Raw genomic sequence first — 17,947 nt, forward strand, 5'->3', positions numbered from 1 at the left:
GCTTCGATCCCCCACTTCCGGTTGCCGCGATCAGCGCTCGTGGAACGCGAGCGCGGCAGCGCGGATGGTGACAGAGCCCATATATTCGTTTGAATAGGCATGGTCGGCGCCTGGCTCGCTGGCCGCCGGCAGTAGTTCAACCAGAACGCGGCCTGTGCCGGGCGGCAGGTTGAAGGGGATCGTCAGGCGCACACTGTTCTCGGTGAAGTCTGCGGACCATTCGAGCTGTCTGGCGCTGCGGCGGGCGATGACCCGTCCGGCTGCTCCATCAACCAGGAAATCATATTTCGTGTCGGCGGGATCAACCGTGATCCGGATGACCGGCAGGCTGGCGCGTGGCCGATCCAGCACGAATTCCAGCGTTGCCGAATCGGCATTCGGGTGCAGTTCGAGGACGGAAGCGGCGATTTCGAACCGGGCAGTCTGGTAGGAGTTTTCGGCGCTGTCGCTCGCCAGAAGCCCGGCGGCCGAGCCATACAGTCCGGCGCCCTCCCAGCCGGCCGGATCAAGCAGCGAGAGCTGCGGCTCGATCGTCAGGGCAAGCTCGGGGGCTTGCGCCTGCAGTGAGGCCGCACCGTCGGATCCAATGAAAGAGCGGAATTGCGCGATAATATCCGCGTCGGCACGCAGGGCCTCGCCAAGCCGTTCCGAGCCACGCCAGCTGAGATGGTCGCGGTCGTAATAGGAAAACTCGCCGTCGATTACGCCTCTGCACGTCGCGCCCTCGCAAAGATAGTCATTGAAGTCGACAAAGCGCGCGCCCAGCGATTCCGCTGTCATGCGTATGACGGTGTTGACCTCGTCAGCGACCCCACGGTCTGCGGCCGACCTGTCAGCGCAGCGCAGGAAGGGGAAATGCAACGCCTTGATCGGGCAGGTCGGATCGGTTTGCGCCAGTTGCGGAACGCGCCCGATCACCATGACCGCCGCGCCCTCCTCTGTCAGCGCCCGGATCGTGTCGCTCAGGGCGCCAAGGAAGGCCTGTCCGTTGCGTGACAGGTGGTTTTCCCAATTCGCCGCCAGGATGATGTGATCGTAATCCGGCAGGATATCGCGGACCATGTCCACGGACGCCTCGCAGCTATTGCTGAAGCGCGCCGCCGCGAAGCGGCCCGGATTGGTCAGGAGTGGAGGACAGGACGAAATCGAGACGTTTCTGAAGCCGAATCCCGCTTCATCGGCGATCTCGCGAACGGCTCCGACATAGTGTCCCGAATTGGAGTCACCCCACATCAGGACGGGAGGCTCTTCATCTGCATTGATGCGGCAGGCCGGGTCGGTCAACATCGTGTCGCGCAGCATGAAACGCTGGCAGACATACCCGGCATCGGTGGACTTGCCGGACTCGGCAAACATCTGTTCAACCTGTGCCACATAGGTGGAATCGATGCGCCACAGGCCGAAACCGCCGGTCGCGAAGACGGCTGCCGTGACGATGGCGAGCGCGGCGGTCGGGGCGGCGAAATAGATGGTGAAAATCCGCGAGAGCGGGGCTTTGGTCCGGCGCAGCGGCTGCTCGACCAGCCGGTAGGACAGGATGGAGGCGGCGATCATGACGACGAAACAGAGCAGTTTCAGCTGCAGATCGAGATCGCCGGTCAGATAGCGCGTGAAGGCCAGAACCGGCCAGTGCCACAGATAGAGCGAGTAGGAGATCAGGCCGATCCAGACCGCCGGCCGGAAGGACAGCGCCCGGTTGACCAGCGAACCGCCGACACTGCCGGTATAGATCAGCCCGACGGAGCCGAGCGTCACCGGGATGGCGAGGAAGCCCGGGAAGGTGTCGCCTTCATGGATGAAGACCAGGCTGCCGGCAATCAGGGCCAGCGAGATCAGGGCGAGGGCTTCGCGCAGCAGGCGCGGCAGCTGGACGTCGCGATAACGGTGCCGGACGACCAGCAGGCAGATCGCGCCGGCGAGCAGTTGGCCGGCGCGCATGGGCAGCATGTAGTAGGCCGTCATCGGTGCGGCCGGTGCCACCAGTTGCGCCAGTACAAAGGAGACCAGCGCCACGATTCCGAGCCCGATGAGGATGAAGCGGCCATAGCGCCGCGAACCCCAGGCCGCCAGCACCAGTGGCCAGAGCAGGTAGAATTGCTCCTCGACGCCGAGCGTCCACAGGTGCAGCAACGGAATAGTGGTGGAATCATCGGCGAAATAGCCGGTATCAACCGAGAACAGGAAGTAGAAATTGGCCAGCGACAGCGCCGAGAATACCGAGGAAAGCGTGAGGTCCTTGAAGTCGGCCGGCAGCATGACGAGCTGTCCGACCAAAAGCGTCACGAACAGCAGTGCCATCAGCGCGGGCACGATGCGTTTGATCCGGCGCTGATAGAAGCCGGCAATGCTGAAACTGCCCCTGCCGATGTCGGCCGTGATATTGCCGGTGATGAGGAAGCCGGAAATCACGAAGAAGATGTCGACGCCGATGAAGCCGCCGGGCACCCAGCTCTTGTCGATGTGGAAGAGCACGACGGCCATCACGGCAATCGCGCGCAAACCGTCAATATCAGGCCGGTAGTTCGACGTGGTTCCGGAGTGCGGGTAGGTCATCAATCTGCTCTTTTGGCTTGAAACCAGGCCGCGCTATCGCAGCAGGAGGGGATCAGTGGGGCGATCCGGCAGGGGTCATGGGGTCGCATCGGGGTCGGCAATCGCCAGGTCGGACAGCACGATGCTGCCCGTCGCCGCTACCGCATACTCGGTCTCTGACGCCAGGGCGGCGGCCGGGAGAAGGTCGATCCGGAGCGTGCTGCTGCCGGGCTCGAAGGGGATGGTGGCGGTCAGGGTGATGATGTCGCCCTCGAGCGTGGCCGACCAGTCGTCCAGCCGCCCTCGGCGCAGGCCGAGGCCATCACCGTCTTCATTGGCGAGGAAATCAGAGCGGCCGTCAGGGTCTGTGGTGGTGATACGCAAGACGGGACGGCTCGTGTCGAGGCGCCGGAAGACCGCGGTGATCGTCAACGAGTGGGCATCGGAAGCCGGCAGGGCTGCCGCGTCCAGTTCGATATAGCTGGACTGGTAAGCGGTTTCGGATTCGTCGCGAAACAGAAGGCCGGAGGTGATCGGCGTGGCGCGTCCGTTCGACCAGATGGCGGGGTCCATCAGATTGACCACAGACGGCCTCCCGTCGATCACTGCACCATCGCTGCGGGCCGGCATGTCGGTCGGACTGATCGCGGTGATGGGCCGGAAGACGTCGAGGATGGCGTCGTCAGCGACGACGAGCGCGCCGAGGCGTTCCGATCCGCGTTCACTGAGATGGCCGACATTGTAATAGGCTATCCGGCCGTCGAGCGTGCCGTGGCAGACGCCGTCCTGGCAGAGATGATCATTGAAATCGACATAGCGGGCACCAGCGGCCTCGGCCACTTCGCGGATCGCGGCATTGACCCGGTCCGGCCGTGAGCGATTGATGACGGCGCGGGCACCGCAATCCATGAATGGCAGCCGCAACTGCTTGCGCTCGCAATCATGGTCGACGGCCTGCAATTGCGGCAAACGTCCGACCACCAGGACATCGACACCGCGCGAGCGCAGTTCGGTGATCGTGGCGCCAACCTCGCCGAGGAAGCGGTCGCCCCACTGATTGAAGTGGTTTTCCCAGTTCGCGGCCAGGATGACCGACGGGTATTGGTCGAGCACTTCCAGAGTCGCGGCGATGGACTGGGCGCAACCGTCGGCGGTGCGTGGATTGGCGAATTCCGGTGCATGTTCCAGCAGGGGCGGGCAGGCCGAGTGCGCGATATTGCGGAAGCCGAAGCCGAGATGTTCCGCGATCTCGCGGATGGTGCCGACATAGTGGCCGGCATTGGAGTCGCCCCAGAGCAGCGCACGTGGCTCGTTGATACTGTTGATGCGGCACGCCGGCAGCGTGACATCGTCATGGTCCAGATAGGGGCCCTGACAGACATAGCTCGCGGAGGTGCTGGGCAGATTGTCCTGCTCAAGCTGGGCGAGGCGTTGCGCATAACCGGCATTGAACTGCCAGAGCCCGAAGCCGTCCGTGGCGCGGATGCCGATTACAGCGACGGCCAGGCAGGCGGTGGGCAGCAGGAAATGGGTTGTGAATACACTCTTGAAACTGGCCCGGGTGCGGCGCAGCGGTCCTTCGACCCACAGGAAGGACATCCATGACAGCGCCACCATGGCGAAGAAGGCCAGCGCCTGCTGCACCAGGTTGAGCTCGCCGATCACGTAGCGGGCGAAGGCGAGGACCGGCCAGTGCCACAGATAGAGCGAGTAGGAGATCAGGCCGATCCAGACGAAGGGACGGAAGGTCAGGGCGCGTGACAGGGAGGAGCCACCCAGCGCCCCGGTCATCAGCAGCCCGGCCGAGCCCAGCGTCACGGGGATGGCGAGCAGGCCGGGGAAGGTCATGCTCTCATCGATCCACACAAGACTGGCGGCGATCAGCGCCATCGAGCCCCAGCCCATGGCTTCACGGGTCCAGCCCGGTACCGGGCTGATCGTCTCGGGTTGGCGCACGAGGAAATAGCACAGGGCGCCGGCCAGCAATTGCCCGGCGCGGGTCGGCAGCATGTAATAGGCGGTCATCGGCGCTTCCGGCGCGATCAGCTGGGCTGCGATGAAGCTTGCCGCTGCGACCAGGACCAGCACGGCGACCAGGATTCGGTTGAAGCGGAAGGCGCCGATCGCGGCCAGCGCGAGTGGCCAGAGCAGGTAGAATTGCTCCTCCACGCCCAGCGTCCACAGGTGCAGCAGCGGGTGCAGGGCGGAATCATCGGCAAAATAGCCGGTGTCGATCGAGAACAGGAAATAGAAGTTGGCGACGGAGAGCTGGGAGGCCAGGGCGCTGAAGGCCAGGTCCAGCATGTCTTCGGGCAGGAAGAGGAATTGTCCGACGACCAGGCAGCTCAGAAGAACAGCCGATAGCGCCGGCATGATCCGCCGGATGCGGCGCCGGTAGAATTCGGTGATCTTGAAGGTTCCGCGGGTAATTTCCTGCGCGATATTGCCGGTAATCAGAAAACCGGAAATGACGAAAAAGATATCGACACCAATGAAGCCGCCGGGCACCCAGCTCTTGTCGATGTGGAACAGAACGACCGAGAGTACCGCCAGGGCGCGGAGCCCGTCGATATCTGCCCGGTAACCTTCGCGGACTGTCGCGAGTAGCTTCATTTGCCGTTGCCCAGATGATAGTAGTGGAAAATCATGCGATGAAAGCTTCATGATCATAGCGGGTTCATGAGCTTATGGACTGACCGGTTTCGCCGGTCAATGTGAGGCGCATCGCGAAAATCGGACGACTATTGTTGGGGCAAGAGGTCGGCATTGGCAAAAGTTTTGCGGACATTTTTCCATCATCAAGAGTGCATCGCGTATGGCGTCGATCCTGCATTCGCAGGGTCTCGCCGGGGATGAATGAATTCGGCAGCACCGTCCCGGAAATGATGCTGCAGGCTGCGTTGTGTGTTCGACTTGAGGGTGCAGGTCTGGCTTGAATGGACCTGCGGGCGTGCGCGTTCGGTGAATGTGCCCGCGGCATGTGCCGGACAGGGGTTTCCCGGCAGAATGGAATGACGACGCAATTATGCAAAACTTTCTGACCCGTATTCTTGGACTGCTGTCGCAGTGGGCGGGCTTCCGGTCCGCCCTCCTCAAATTTCTCGAGGGTCCGGACGGGCAACCGGTTTTCGACCAGGCGGTAACGGCCGATCCCGAGCGGGCGGCCACCCTGCTGGCAAGGTCCGCGCGTCTGCCCCGCGCCGCAGATGTGTCCGGCCTTGCAGATGCGGTGATCGATCATGCGTCTGACGGGGTCCTGGCGCATGCGCTGCAGGCCCGGATGTCGGCGACCGGTGCGGTGCCGCCCGAACTGGCCAGCCCCGAATTCGTCAAGAGCCTTGTGAGCAGTCCGGATTTTGCGGCCCAGCTCGCCCGCCAGGCCGGCCGGCCGGCGATGGTCGAGGCCATGCGCGCGCGCATGGAAGCGGACATGGCCTTCACCTGGCAGCTGGTGAATGACCGGGTCCTGAAGAATTTGAGCGAGGCCAGCCGTTTTGACGCTGTCGCCGCGGACAGCCTGTCGCGACCGGCCGTCCGCGATGCCGTCAAGCTCCGCCTGGCCAGCGATGCCGCCTATGCGCGCAGCGTGCTGACCCGCGATCAGATGATGGCTGTTTGCCATCATCCGGTTTTCCTCGAAATTGCCGCGAGCTGTATCGATGACCCGGTGCTTGTCGAAGCGGCTTCCCGCCGCGCCGAGCAGGATCCGGCGATCGCCCGCAGCCTGATCAGCCTCGGCGCGCTGCGTCATCTCGTCGATGGTGAGGATTTCCGCACCCTCGTCGCAGAGCGTCTCGATAGCCCTGCGATCACGCAAATGGTCACGGCCCGCCTCGCAACGGACGCGTCCTACCGCGCAGCAACGCTGGACCAGGGCGTTTATGATGCGGCGCGGGAGGATGCCCTGTTCCTGGCGACCGCCGCCGGCATGATTGGCGCTGCGCCGGTCGTCGAGGCTGTCCGGAGCGCCGCGAAGGGCGATCCCGACTTCGCACGGTCGATCATTTCGCCGAAGGCGCTGGCGCTTATCGCCCGCGACGCGGTCTTCCTCGATGCCGCTGCCGCGGTGACAGGCGAGGCAGCCATGGTTGCCGCCGTGCGCCAGGCCGCGCAGGACGATGCCGGATATGCGCGTTCGATCATGTCACCGGAGGCGCTCGCCGGGCTGTCATCCGAGCCGGACTTCATCGAGCTGGCGGCCGGGCTCGTCGGTGAAGAGCCTCTGGTCGATGCGGTCCGGGCGGCCCTTGGTGCCGATGCAGATTATCGCTCGCGCATTATCGATCCGGGCCTGCTCGAGCACCTGCGCGAGATGCCTGCCTTCCGGAAACTGGCAATTGCGGAAATCGGCAGTGATGATCTGGTCAAGGCCATCCGCGCGGCGATTGAAGCGGACGGGGACCTGCGCGATCGCATCGTGTCCCGGACGACGCTCAAGGCGATGGCGGATTCCAAGGCTTTCGTCGAGCTCGCGGCCGGACGGATCGCTGCCGATCCGATCGTCGATGCCATCCGCCGGCGCCTGCTGGAAAATCACCGCTATCGCGACCGGATTCTGGACCCCGACATCCTGCGTGCGGCCACAGAGGGGGCCGCGCTCGGCCCGCTGTTGTCCGACCGTCTTGATGATGACCAGGTACTGACAGTCATCCGTGATGCGGTCGCCGGGCGACCGGGCTTTGGCGATCAATTGCTTGATGAGCGGACAGCGGATCTCGTTGCCGGTCACGCGTCCATCGAAGCCAGGGCCGGCACGCTGATTAGAAAACCGGTGTTCCGACAAGCGGTTCGCGCCGCGCTGCTCGAGGATGCAAGCTATAGCCGTGGCCTGCTGGACGAGGCAGTTCTGGGCAAGGCCCGCGACACGATGGCCTTCGTGGCCGTGGCCGCAGGCTCGATCCGCGCCACCGGTGTCCAGTCGGCGATCCGGCGCCTGATGACCGGCGATGCGGATTATGCGCGAGGGCTGCTGACCGAAGCGATAATCGAGTCGATTGCCGACGACGATATGGTGCTCAAGCCGGCTGCGCGTCGCATCGCCGGCGATGTCCTGATCGCGGCGGCGAAACAGGCGCTGCACGATGACGAGCGATATGTCGCCCGGATACTGACCACCGAAGTGTTGAAGACCGTGGCCGATCACGAATCCTTCCTGAAATCGGTCCCGAACCTGCTTCGCGTCGGCCGCTTCAGAAACAGTGTGCAGGCGGCCCTGGGCGAGGAGCCGGCCCTGGCCGCGAAGCTTGCCGGTTCACCGGCGGTGCTCTCCAACCTGCTGGACCAGCCGTGGAAGGGAAAGGGCAAACTGCTCGATTTCACCGGACGCGCGGCGCATGTCTGGCGGTCGCTGGAGCGCCTGTATGGCAAGGAAAGGCTTGAGGAACTTGCCTCTCCTGTGCCAATGCCCGAGCGTGGTTTCGGCCACGAGACCGATGTGCGCGATTACATGCTGGAGCGGCTGTGCGAGGGCGACGTCATGCGCCTGCCCCACGCCGAGATCGAGTTCATCGATCGCCGTTCGCTCTGGACCCTGGTCAATGAGATCCTGATCGACGAGGAATATTATTTCCACAGCGACAAGTCGGACCCGGTGATCCTCGATTGCGGTGCCAATTTCGGGATGTCGACGACCTATTGGAAATTGCTCTATCCGGACGCGCGGGTCACCGCCTTCGAGCCGATCAAGGCCTATGCCGACCTGATCCGCGCAAACGCGAAACGCAATAATTTCCGCGATGTTGTCGTGCATACCGCGGCCCTGTCGAACCATGGCGGACAGGAGACATTCTTTGTCTCCGAAGACCATTCCATGGCTGGCTCGCTCACCGAGCGGCGGACCGCCTTTGGCGACACGATTCACGAAATTACGGTCGATACCGTGCGCCTCAGCGAATACATCACAGGCCCGGTCGATTATCTCAAGCTCGATATCGAGGGTGCCGAACCGATGGTGCTGGCCGAGATCGAACACAAGCTCAAATGGGTCGATCAGCTGACCATGGAGTGGCATATCGATCCGGACAAGACTGCGGACGGACTCTCCGAGGCGCTGAGCCTGCTGGAACGCGCCGGTTTTGCCTATGGCGTGTCCAAGTCATACAATTATCTGCGGGCAACTTCCCATCGTCCGATTTCGCATATTGCCGGCGTCGGCACGTTCAACGTCTGGGCGATCAAACGCGAAAGCCTGGAACGCCTGCGCGGATAGGGGCAATGCTGTGTCCGACTGCGCAAATCACCCGAATGGGCGTTCCAAACCGGCCAAAAATTGCTACAAGCAGTGGCATTGATCAACTAGCTGATCGGTCGTGAGCGCGGGTTGGCTCAAGTCTATTTCCGGGAGTTCGAAATGTCCGACGTGAACCATGCCTGGCTTGGTGAGTATTTCAACAAGTACCAAGGCCTGATGTTCGATGAGCAGGTCTATGACAAGCTGTTGGAATTTCACAAGCTTTGCCTGAGCGTCCGCGAGCGTGGCGGCAAGCTGATGTTTGCCGGAAACGGCGCCAGCGCCTCGATTTCCTCGCATGGCGCCGTCGATTTCACCAAGCAGGGACGCGTTCGGGCCGTCGATTTCAACGAACCCAATCTGATCACCTGCTTCTCGAACGATTTTGGCTATGAAAACTGGATCGCCAAGGCGGTCGAATTCTACAGCGATCCGGAAGACGTGCTGGTCCTGATTTCCGTCAGCGGCAAATCACCAAATGCCGTCAAGGCCGCCGAATACGCCAAGTCCAAGGGCATCCCGATTGTCGCTTTCACCGGCTCCGGCGCTGACAATCCGCTGCGCGCCATCGCCGACATTGATTTCTGGGTTGAGAGCCGCGCCTACAATATCGTCGAGTGTATTCACATGGGCTGGCTCATGGCGGTTGTCGACATGCTGGTGGGCCGGGCCGAATATCCTGTGACCTGATAAAACTCCAAACCCGTCATCCCATTAGCGGTGCCGGGCGATTGAGGGGGGCGACGTGTTATCCTGGAGTTCGGATATTTCGCATCTGGAGCGGCTCGTGAGCTATCTCCGGGTGAGGCGCGCGCGGGCGCGGTATTTCGAGACGCTGCGTCTCGATCTCGGCAAGGGTTTTCCTTTTACGTCGCGCGACCCCGGATATCAGGGCCGCATTGCGAGCCTGTGGAACAAGCACAAGGGCAAGCGCGGCTTTGTGCTCGGCAATGGGCCGAGCCTGGGCCAGATGGATCTGACCAAGCTCAAGGATGAGGTCACGATCGGGTCGAACGGTATTTTCCTGAAATTCGAGGAAATGGGTTTTCACACCACCTATTTCACGATGGAGGATATCCAGCAGGTTGAAGACCGGCGCCACCAGCTGGCGAAGGTGAAGGGCCCGACCAAGATTTACGGGCTGCACAACTCCTATGCGATCAAGGATGTCGATGAGGACACGCTGTTCGCGAATGTCGCGGTCGACAGCTATCCGACGAAAAACCGTTGGCGGGAGCATTATCCGGGCTTCTCGACGGATTTTGCCAATATTGTCTATCTCGGCTCGACCATCACCTACATCAATCTCCAGCTGGCCTTCTTCCTCGGTCTCAACCCGGTCTACATCATCGGTTGCGATCACAGCTATGGTCCGCTGGCCAAGGCCTATCCGCCGGGCAAGATCCGGATCACACCTGAAGTCTATGAAATGCTGAAGGAAGCGCATTTCATCAACAATTACCATAAGATCGGCGGCACGTTCGGCATTCCCTACGTGTCCTACCAGGAAGAGGCGTATCAACGAGCGCTCGATGTGTTCCGCGACTCCGGCCGTGAAGTGTTCAATGCGGGCGAGAATTCGAAGCTCGACATCTTCCCGCGCGTCAAATTTGATTCCCTGTTCTAGAATTCAAAGCGAGTTCCGATGCGAATCGTCCACCTGACCTACACACTCCGCGGCGGCGCCGGCACAGCATTGCGACGCCATCATGAGGCGTTGCGCGAAAAAGGCATCGACTCCCAGATCGTGGTCGGCGAGGCGGTGAAGGGGGATACGCCCTATATTCACTGTCTCAAGGATCTGGTCGAAGTGCCCGAAGCCAAGGCGCGGGCGTTTGAAGCGCTGGCGCGCCGGCATCAGAAGCGCGACGGCAGCGGCGATCTTTGGGCCAGCCCGGAAAGCTTCGGGCTCAAGGATACCGAGCTTGTGCGGGCGGCCGATATTTTCGAGGTACGCCAGCTGCATGCCGGTGGTCACCGCCCCTTCTTCAACTTCCGCGCCCTGCGCGCCATTGCGCGTGAGAAACCCGTCATCTGGCGCCTGTCGGACATGTGGGCCTTCACCGGTTATTGTGCCTACTCGCTGGATTGCGAGCGCTGGCGTGAGGGTTGCGGTCCGTGTCCGCAGCTCACGACCGAGCCGGAAAAGGCCGAACTGCGCCGTCCGGACCGGGATAATTCCGCCATCATGTGGAATGCCCGGCGCAAGGCGTTCCAGGGCGTGCCCTTCCATATGGTTTTCCCGTCCGAATGGCTGCTCGAACAGGCCCGGGTCAGCCTGCTCAAGGATGCCGCCTCCTTCACCCATATTCCCGTTGGCGTGGACCCGAGCGTGTTTCGGCCGGCAGCGCGGCAGGCCAATCGCGCGCGGCTCGGCATTTCCAAGGCGAATTTCGTGATCTCGGCCGTACTCTCGAACTCGAAGAACCATCGCAAGGCCTTCGATCTGTTTGCCGATGTGGTGGGGCGCCTGCGCGAACGCCAGCGCACGACACTGGTCATCGTCGGCAATGTCGGTGAGATCGAAGGGCATCCGGCCTTTGAGGGGCTCCAGATCGTCAGCCCGGGTTATGTCGGCGACGAGGCCGAGCAGGCCGGCATTCTGTCGACCGGGGATGTCTTCCTCTTCCCGTCACGGTGTGACAACTCGGCCCAGGTTCTGCTTGAAGCCGGGGCCTGCGCCTTGCCGACCGTGTGTTTCGATGTCGGCGGCAATGCGGAATACGTCAGGGAAGGCGAGACCGGCCGGGTGATCGAGCCCTTCGACATGGTCGCCATGTCGGCAGCGGTGCAAGCGTATCGCGATGATCCGATCCTGGCGAAAGCGCACGGCAAGGCCGCGCGCCGCTTCATGGATCAGGAGTGCTCGGTCAAGCTGCAGCGCCAGCGCTTCCAGAAGCTGTACGCGACTGTTCTTGCGGGCGGGGCGAGCTAGCCACCGGCGTCGCCGATAGGTCACTCAACGCTTCAGGCTCCGGTGCTCCCGGCAGCAGTCCGGACTCGGCCAGGCAATGCTTTAGCGTCGCGACAAAGGCTTCGTCCGACAGGCGGCGTTTGAAATATTCCTGCGCCCGGGCCGCATACTCGTCATAATTCTGGTCGAGCTCGTCGAAGGCCGCCACGAACGAGTCGTAATTGTTCGGTTCATAGGTCAGGCCAACCCGGTTGGCTTCGGTCCGGAAACCGCAAACGCCGTAGGACGGGAAGATTACCGGCTTGCCGAAGGACATAACCTGACGCCAGACACCGCTGGTGCGGGCATGGTCCCGATAGGCCAGCGGAATGTAATGGGCGTCGCGGAACAGCCGGTCGATGAATTTCTGGGATCCGCAATAGGTGCTGAACTCCAGCAGCCGGTCGTCCTCGATCAGCTTTTCGCGGGCGCGGACCTCGCGCCAGTTGAGGACCTGATAGCCCGGCTTGATGCGGCCGAGGCGGACCAGGATGAGGTCTGGCCGGTCGGCCACGAGCCGGAGCAGGAAATCGAAGCCCTTGCGCACTTCCAGATCGCCGAACAACAGCACGATCTTCTTGCCCTTGTGGCGGCCCTTCCACTGCTGGTAACGGCCGGCCAGGCGTTTGTAGAGCGTGGTCTCTTCCTCGGTGAGGACTTCTTCCGGCTCGTAATGTCCGACCTCTTCGATAAGGTGGACCCGACCGGTTTCCGTGTGGCGCTGGGCGTAGACGTCGTCGGAGGCCAGGATGCCGTCAAGATAGCCCGGCTCGACAAGCAGGTGCTCATAGATCACCCCGCGCAGCCAGTGGCGGCGGTCATTGAGCTGCTTGAAGCGGCGCTCGGCGAGCGTCCGGCGGTAGAGGTAATCATAGCGGATGAAGACACCGTAGGTATTGCCGATGAATTTCGGCTTCCCGGCGCGGCCCTGGGCGAGGAAGGTCTCGAGCATTGCGTCGCCATCCATGAAGAAGGTCGCCGCGATGTCCTCGTTCTTCTGGTATTCCACGATCATCTCGAGCTCGGATGTCGCCGTCGGCATTTGCTTGCGCAGGCTGACGACACGAACATTCTCGAGATCACGAATGCCCTTCATGCTCGGGGATGTGAAATCCTTCCAGGTCGCCTGGGTCGCATCGTGCAATAGCCATTGCAGCGAGGTTGCATCCTGTTCGCCGCAATAGACGACATGGACCTCGAAGCCGAGGGCGTGCAGCGCATCGGCAAAGCGGGCGGCATAGAGATGCCGGTGACCGCCCAGATGGCTGGAATAGATCATGACGCGGCGGGATGTGGGTGCACTCGAAGCGCTGCTGGACACGCGGCCGTATTTGACCCGCAGCCCGAACGCAACGACCTTGGAGATCAGGTCATTGACCACATTCACATTTTCTAGATTCATACCGCTCTCGACCTGATTATCCCTGTCATCGCCCCATACTACACATCAAGCCGGGGCTCAGCCAGATATGCGGTCGTTCGGCCCCCTGCCGCCGACACTGTTGGCGAGATACCACTCATAGGCATCCGCCAGCCCTTCGCGGAACCCGATCGAGGGCTCCCAGCCAAGGCTGCGCAGCCGCGAGACGTCGAGCAGCTTGCGTGGCGTCCCGTCCGGCTTGCTGGTGTCCTTGCGCAATGAACCCTCAAAGCCCACGACGTCCATCACGAGCCGGGCGAGGTCATCAATGCGAATGTCCTCGCCGGTGCCGACATTGACGTGTTCATCGCCGGAATAGACCTTGAGCAGCGTCACGATCGCATCGGCGCAATCGTCGGCGTGCAGGAATTCCCGCCGCACCGAGCCGCTGCCCCAGATCTCCATGGAGTCGGCCTTCGCCATTTTTGCTTCATGAGCCTTGCGGATCAGGGCTGGAATGACGTGCGAGGACTGCAGGTCATAATTGTCGAACGGACCATAGAGATTGGTCGGCATGGCCGAGATGAAGTCGCACCCGTGCTGCCGGCGGTAGGCCTGGCACAATTTGATGCCGGCGATCTTGGCCAGCGCATACCATTCATTGGTCGGCTCGAGCGCGCCGGTGAGCAGCGCGCCCTCCTGGATCGGCTGGTCGGCGAATTTCGGGTAGATGCAGGATGACCCCAGCAGGATCAGCTTCTCGACACCGACGCGGTGAGCCGCCTCGATGATGTTCGCTTCGATCATCAGGTTGTCATAGAGGAAGTCAGCCGGGTAGTGGTCATTGGCGAGGATGCCACCGACTTTTGCTGCGGCGACTATGACCAGTTCCGGACGCGCATCCGCCATCCAGGCGCGTGTGGCCTGCTGGTCGCGCAGGTCGACCGACTTGCTGCCAACGGTGAGCAGTTCGCCGGGCGCCTCGCGCTCAAGGCGCCGGACCACGGCCGAGCCGACCATGCCGCGATGGCCGGCGACCCATATCCGCTTTCCCTTCAGCGAACAGTGGGAGGGGAAATCGGGACTATTCAAACCGGTCATTGCGGTCACCTTCCAGTGCGACCGTCTTCAGGTCGGCCTGAACCATTTCCTGGACGAGGCCCTCGAAGCTGGTGGTGTGGGTCCAGCCCAGCTTTTCGCGCGCCTTGGTCGGGTCGGCCAGCAGGAGTTCAACCTCGGCCGGCCGGAAATAGCGCTCATTGATGCGAACCAGCGTGCGGCCGGTCTCGGTGCACACGCCGGTCTCGTCAATGCCCTTGCCGCGCCATTCGATATTGACGCCGACATGGCCGAAGGCCTTCTCGACGAATTCGCGCACGGTGTGCATTTCGCCGGTGCCGAGCACGAAATCGTCCGCAGTCTCGTTCTGGACGATTCGCCACATGCCTTCGACATAGTCGCGCGCATGGCCCCAGTCGCGCTGGGCATCAAGATTGCCGAGATAGAGGCAGTCCTGGAAATTGAGTTTGATCGCGGCGACGGCGCGGGTGATTTTCCGGGTCACGAAGGTCTCTCCGCGGAGCGGGCTCTCGTGATTGAACAAGATGCCGTTCGAGGCGTGCATGCCATAGGATTCACGGTAGTTCACCGTGATCCAGTAAGCGTAGAGCTTGGCCGCCGCATAGGGGCTGCGCGGGTAGAAGGGGGTGGTTTCCGACTGGGGAATTTCCTGGACCTTGCCATAGAGTTCGGACGTTGAGGCCTGATAGAAGCGCGTCTTCGACTCCATGCCGAGAATGCGGATGGCTTCCAGAATGCGCAGTGCCCCCATGGCGTCGGAATTCGCAGTGTATTCAGGGGTTTCGAAGCTAACCTGGACGTGCGACTGGGCGCCGAGATTGTAGATTTCGTCGGGCTCGGTCTGCTGCACGAGACGGATCAGATTGGTCGCGTCGGTCAGGTCACCATAATGCAGGTGCAGGCGCTGATCCTTGGCGAAGGGGTCGGAGTAGATATCGTCAATCCGCCCGGTATTGAAGGAGGAGGAGCGACGCTTGACGCCGTGGACCATATAGCCCTTGTCGAGCAGCAGGCGCGCAAGATACGCGCCGTCCTGGCCGGTGATGCCGGTGATCAGCGCAACTTTTTTGCCCATTACTTCCCCCTGGAGCCGATCGCACGACCTGATGAGGCACGGAAAGGCCCAGTCAGCCTCACGTTTCGCATGCCAGAACGCGCGATGAAAGATGTGGCGGACCGTCTAAGAAACTTGGCGGCATCACGCAACCCCTTATCTCAACAGGCGTGCCCATATTTTTCGCGCCAGGGCTGCAGTTTCCGGCCTCTGGCGTGCCAGTTCGCCGGGGCCTGGCCTTCGGGGCGCCCGGGACGGCAACCCGTCCGCCGGACCGACTCTGGCGCGAACGCGTGCTGGCGTGTGAAGCTGAGAAGAGATATAGGCCCAGTCAGACAGGGGATGTATACAGATTTGTCGCCGGGAACCCGGCAATATCAGGGGGCTGGGGCTTCAGGCCGGCCATATCCATCGAAACCGGTCTCGCGAAGGCCGCGGACGGGGTGCTCCGGCACCGGCGCCGCATCGCCCACGCCCCGGCAACCAGCAATAGGTGAACCTTGGGTCAACCGGCCATTCAACTCGTGAGACGGGATATCCGCGCACAATATGCCGGATCGGGGCTCGGACTTTTCTGGGCCTTGCTCGAACCGCTCATCCTGGCCGGGGCGTTCATCTTTCTGCGCCATTCCGGCATGATCACGATCGGCGACATCACCTTGCCCTATGCGGTCTACGCCGTCACGAGCCTGATGGTGTGGCAGACCTGTGTCGACGGCATCAATGGCGGTCTCAATTCGATCACCCGGATGCGGCCATTGCTGAAGACGACCCAGGTGTCGGCTGGCTCGGTGGTCTCGGTCGTCATCCTGACTTCCTGCTTCTTCCATCTTTTCCGGCTCGTCGTCGCGCTCGGGGTGGCGATTGCCTTTGGCATCCATGACCCGGTCAATCTGCTCGCCTACGCCCTGTTTTCATTCCTGGCCCCGTTGTTCGGAGTCGCGATCGGCCTGTTGCTGGCGCCCTTCGCGGAGATATACCGGGATCTCAAGATTCTGGTTTCCTCTGCTCTGCGCCCGCTTCTCTTCGTGTCCGGCGTCATCATCCCCATCCCGGCCCAGTTCGGATTTCTGGGGATTTACAATCCCATCGCCGTGGCCATTTCCACCGCCCGTGATGCGCTTGTCGGCGTGGGGCGGGTGGATTACGTTCTGGCCGGGCTCTGGCTCGCCATCATGATCATTGTGTTCGCAGTCGCGCTTTTCGTCTTCCGGCGTACACTCAGAATTGTCCTGTGAGATCCTCCCGATATGCCGATCATTTCTGCCACTGGAATATCCAAGAAATATTCCCTTCGAGACCAGCAAACACGCCGCCGCGGCCTGGGCGCCCTGTTCCGCGAGATTGTCGGTCCGACTGAGGGCGACTCGGCATCGGTCGCGCTGTCCGAGGGGGAGTTCTGGGCCCTGCGCGATGTCGATCTGACGGTGTCCGATGGCGAGACGCTGGGCGTGATCGGCCTCAACGGTGCCGGCAAGACGACGCTGATGAGCCTGCTGGCCGGCGTGATCAAGCCGGACACGGGCAGTGTCGTGCACAATGGTGATGTGCAGGCTGTGCTGAGCCTCGGGGCCGGCATCAACCAGAAACTGACCGGGCGCCAGAACGCCGAAAGCGGTGTCGCCCTGCGGGCGAGTTCCATCGAACAGCGTGAGGAAATGATCGCGCGAATCGAGGAATTTTCCGAACTCGGCGAATTCTTCGACAGTCCGGTCGGCTATTATTCCAGCGGCATGAAGGCGCGGCTCGGTTTTGCCATCTGTATCAGCGCCACGCCGCAGGCGATCCTGATTGATGAAGCGCTCTCGGTCGGGGACGCGTCCTTCAAGCAGAAATGCCTGCTCTATCTTGAGCAATTGCGCCGCCGCGGTGTCGGCATGGTGATGGTGTCCCATTCCATGACCTCGATCCGGCAGTTCTGCGATTCCGCGATCTGGGTCCATGACGGCCAGATCCGCGCGCGCGGATCGAGCGGCGAAGTCGTGCATGAATATCTCCAGTTTGTGGAGCAAAGGCAGACCAGCTCGCTGGCAACGCCCGCGCCTGCCAGGGATGGCAATGCCGCACCGGTTGCCCGCAGCGGCACGCGGGCCGAGCCGGCGGGCAGCAAGATCAAGAGCGTCATGGGAACGGCGTTCAACGCGGTGGACCGCCGGCCGTCCGTGCGGGCGCTCGGTCCGGTGGAGCGTGAACTGCATCTCTCGGGACAGCCCGGTGAGTGGATCCGGCCGGAAATCACTGCGACCGAGGTGAATGAATTATACGGGCGCCAACGCCCGGAACCCGGTGTCGCCGAATTCTCCGCCGCACTGCTGGTCAATGGCCAGCCCACAAACGAGGTGTGGCCGCATGAGAGCATGGAGATCGAGTATCGCTTCCGGCTGGCTGAGCCCGTCGGCAATCTCAACGTTTCGCTGGTGTTTCACAAGGAAGGCAGCGGCCGCCTCGCGACCATCTCGACCCTGAACCAGGACTTGCTCAAGGACCAGAGCGAGGCCGGGGTGGTGCATTGCCGGGTGAGGATCCCGGACATGGTGCTCGCGCCGGGCAATTATGTCGTCACCATCTCGATCCATGACGGCAAGCCCTATCTGTGGCGGGATGTGATCCTGACTTTCCGCGTGCGGACCTCCGAATTGCTCACCTGGGGCGATATCAACCTGCCTTACAGCTATGAGGTCTATTCGACCATCGACGAAGCCGATGTCGAATAGGGCCGCGGCCAGGCCAGCGCGCCGC

11 protein-coding genes are annotated in these 17,947 nt (G+C 62.2%); 6 read left to right on the forward strand and 5 right to left on the reverse strand.

From position 1 onward, the window contains the following. Nucleotides 1–30: 30 nt before the first annotated feature. Complete coding sequence (locus ACN0YL_RS13600; protein WP_417498347.1) at nucleotides 31–2,553, reverse strand: acyltransferase family protein; 2,523 nt, start codon at nucleotides 2,551–2,553, stop codon at nucleotides 31–33. A gap of 75 nt (nucleotides 2,554–2,628) precedes the next feature. Beyond that, nucleotides 2,629–5,145 (reverse strand): acyltransferase family protein, encoded by a 2,517-nt coding sequence (locus tag ACN0YL_RS13605; protein WP_417490884.1) that lies wholly within the window; start codon nucleotides 5,143–5,145, stop codon nucleotides 2,629–2,631. A 412-nt stretch (nucleotides 5,146–5,557) separates the two neighbouring features. Here ACN0YL_RS13605 and ACN0YL_RS13610 point away from each other — a divergent pair, with 412 nt between their 5' ends. The 4 genes from ACN0YL_RS13610 to ACN0YL_RS13625 all read left to right on the forward strand — a co-directional run bounded on the left by ACN0YL_RS13610 (nucleotide 5,558) and on the right by ACN0YL_RS13625 (nucleotide 11,696). Next, nucleotides 5,558–8,740: an FkbM family methyltransferase gene (locus tag ACN0YL_RS13610; protein ID WP_417498348.1), complete on the forward strand. Its 3,183-nt coding sequence runs from the start codon at nucleotides 5,558–5,560 to the stop codon at nucleotides 8,738–8,740. 141 nt (nucleotides 8,741–8,881) lie between these two features. Beyond that, nucleotides 8,882–9,451 carry a D-sedoheptulose-7-phosphate isomerase gene (locus ACN0YL_RS13615; protein WP_417490886.1) on the forward strand — a complete coding sequence of 190 codons (570 nt, stop codon included), beginning with the start codon at nucleotides 8,882–8,884 and terminating at the stop codon, nucleotides 9,449–9,451. Nucleotides 9,452–9,548: 97 nt separating this feature from the next. Then, complete coding sequence (locus ACN0YL_RS13620; RefSeq protein ID WP_417498349.1) at nucleotides 9,549–10,388, forward strand: 6-hydroxymethylpterin diphosphokinase MptE-like protein; 840 nt, start codon at nucleotides 9,549–9,551, stop codon at nucleotides 10,386–10,388. 18 nt (nucleotides 10,389–10,406) lie between these two features. Next, nucleotides 10,407–11,696: a glycosyltransferase gene (locus tag ACN0YL_RS13625; RefSeq protein WP_417490888.1), complete on the forward strand. Its 1,290-nt coding sequence runs from the start codon at nucleotides 10,407–10,409 to the stop codon at nucleotides 11,694–11,696. Here ACN0YL_RS13625 and ACN0YL_RS13630 read toward each other — a convergent pair. Genes ACN0YL_RS13630 through gmd form a run of 3 tightly spaced genes read right to left on the reverse strand, consistent with a single transcriptional unit; the run spans nucleotide 11,632 to nucleotide 15,229 of the window. Then, entirely contained in the window at nucleotides 11,632–13,116 is a 1,485-nt protein-coding gene (locus tag ACN0YL_RS13630; protein ID WP_417490889.1) for a glycosyltransferase, read from the reverse strand. The genes ACN0YL_RS13625 and ACN0YL_RS13630 overlap by 65 nt on opposite strands. Before the next feature lie 57 nt (nucleotides 13,117–13,173). Then, the gene (gene fcl, locus ACN0YL_RS13635; protein ID WP_417490890.1) at nucleotides 13,174–14,175 is read right to left on the reverse strand and encodes a GDP-L-fucose synthase; all 1,002 of its coding nucleotides are present in this window, start codon (nucleotides 14,173–14,175) and stop codon (nucleotides 13,174–13,176) included. Further along, nucleotides 14,159–15,229, reverse strand: a complete 1,071-nt coding sequence (gmd, locus tag ACN0YL_RS13640; protein WP_417490891.1) for a GDP-mannose 4,6-dehydratase — start codon at nucleotides 15,227–15,229, stop codon at nucleotides 14,159–14,161. Before gmd ends, fcl begins: the two co-directional genes overlap by 17 nt. Nucleotides 15,230–15,732: 503 nt before the next feature. Here gmd and ACN0YL_RS13645 point away from each other — a divergent pair. Together ACN0YL_RS13645 and ACN0YL_RS13650 are read left to right on the forward strand one after the other, a co-directional pair. Then, on the forward strand, nucleotides 15,733–16,446 hold the full coding sequence (locus ACN0YL_RS13645) for an ABC transporter permease (RefSeq protein WP_417490892.1): 714 nt from the start codon (nucleotides 15,733–15,735) through the stop codon (nucleotides 16,444–16,446). Between the two features lie 12 nt (nucleotides 16,447–16,458). Beyond that, nucleotides 16,459–17,922, forward strand: a complete 1,464-nt coding sequence (locus ACN0YL_RS13650; protein WP_417490893.1) for an ABC transporter ATP-binding protein — start codon at nucleotides 16,459–16,461, stop codon at nucleotides 17,920–17,922. Nucleotides 17,923–17,947: the final 25 nt, after the last annotated feature.

The sequence above is a fragment of the Maricaulis sp. genome, assembly GCF_048269565.1.
Classification (GTDB): domain Bacteria; phylum Pseudomonadota; class Alphaproteobacteria; order Caulobacterales; family Maricaulaceae; genus Maricaulis.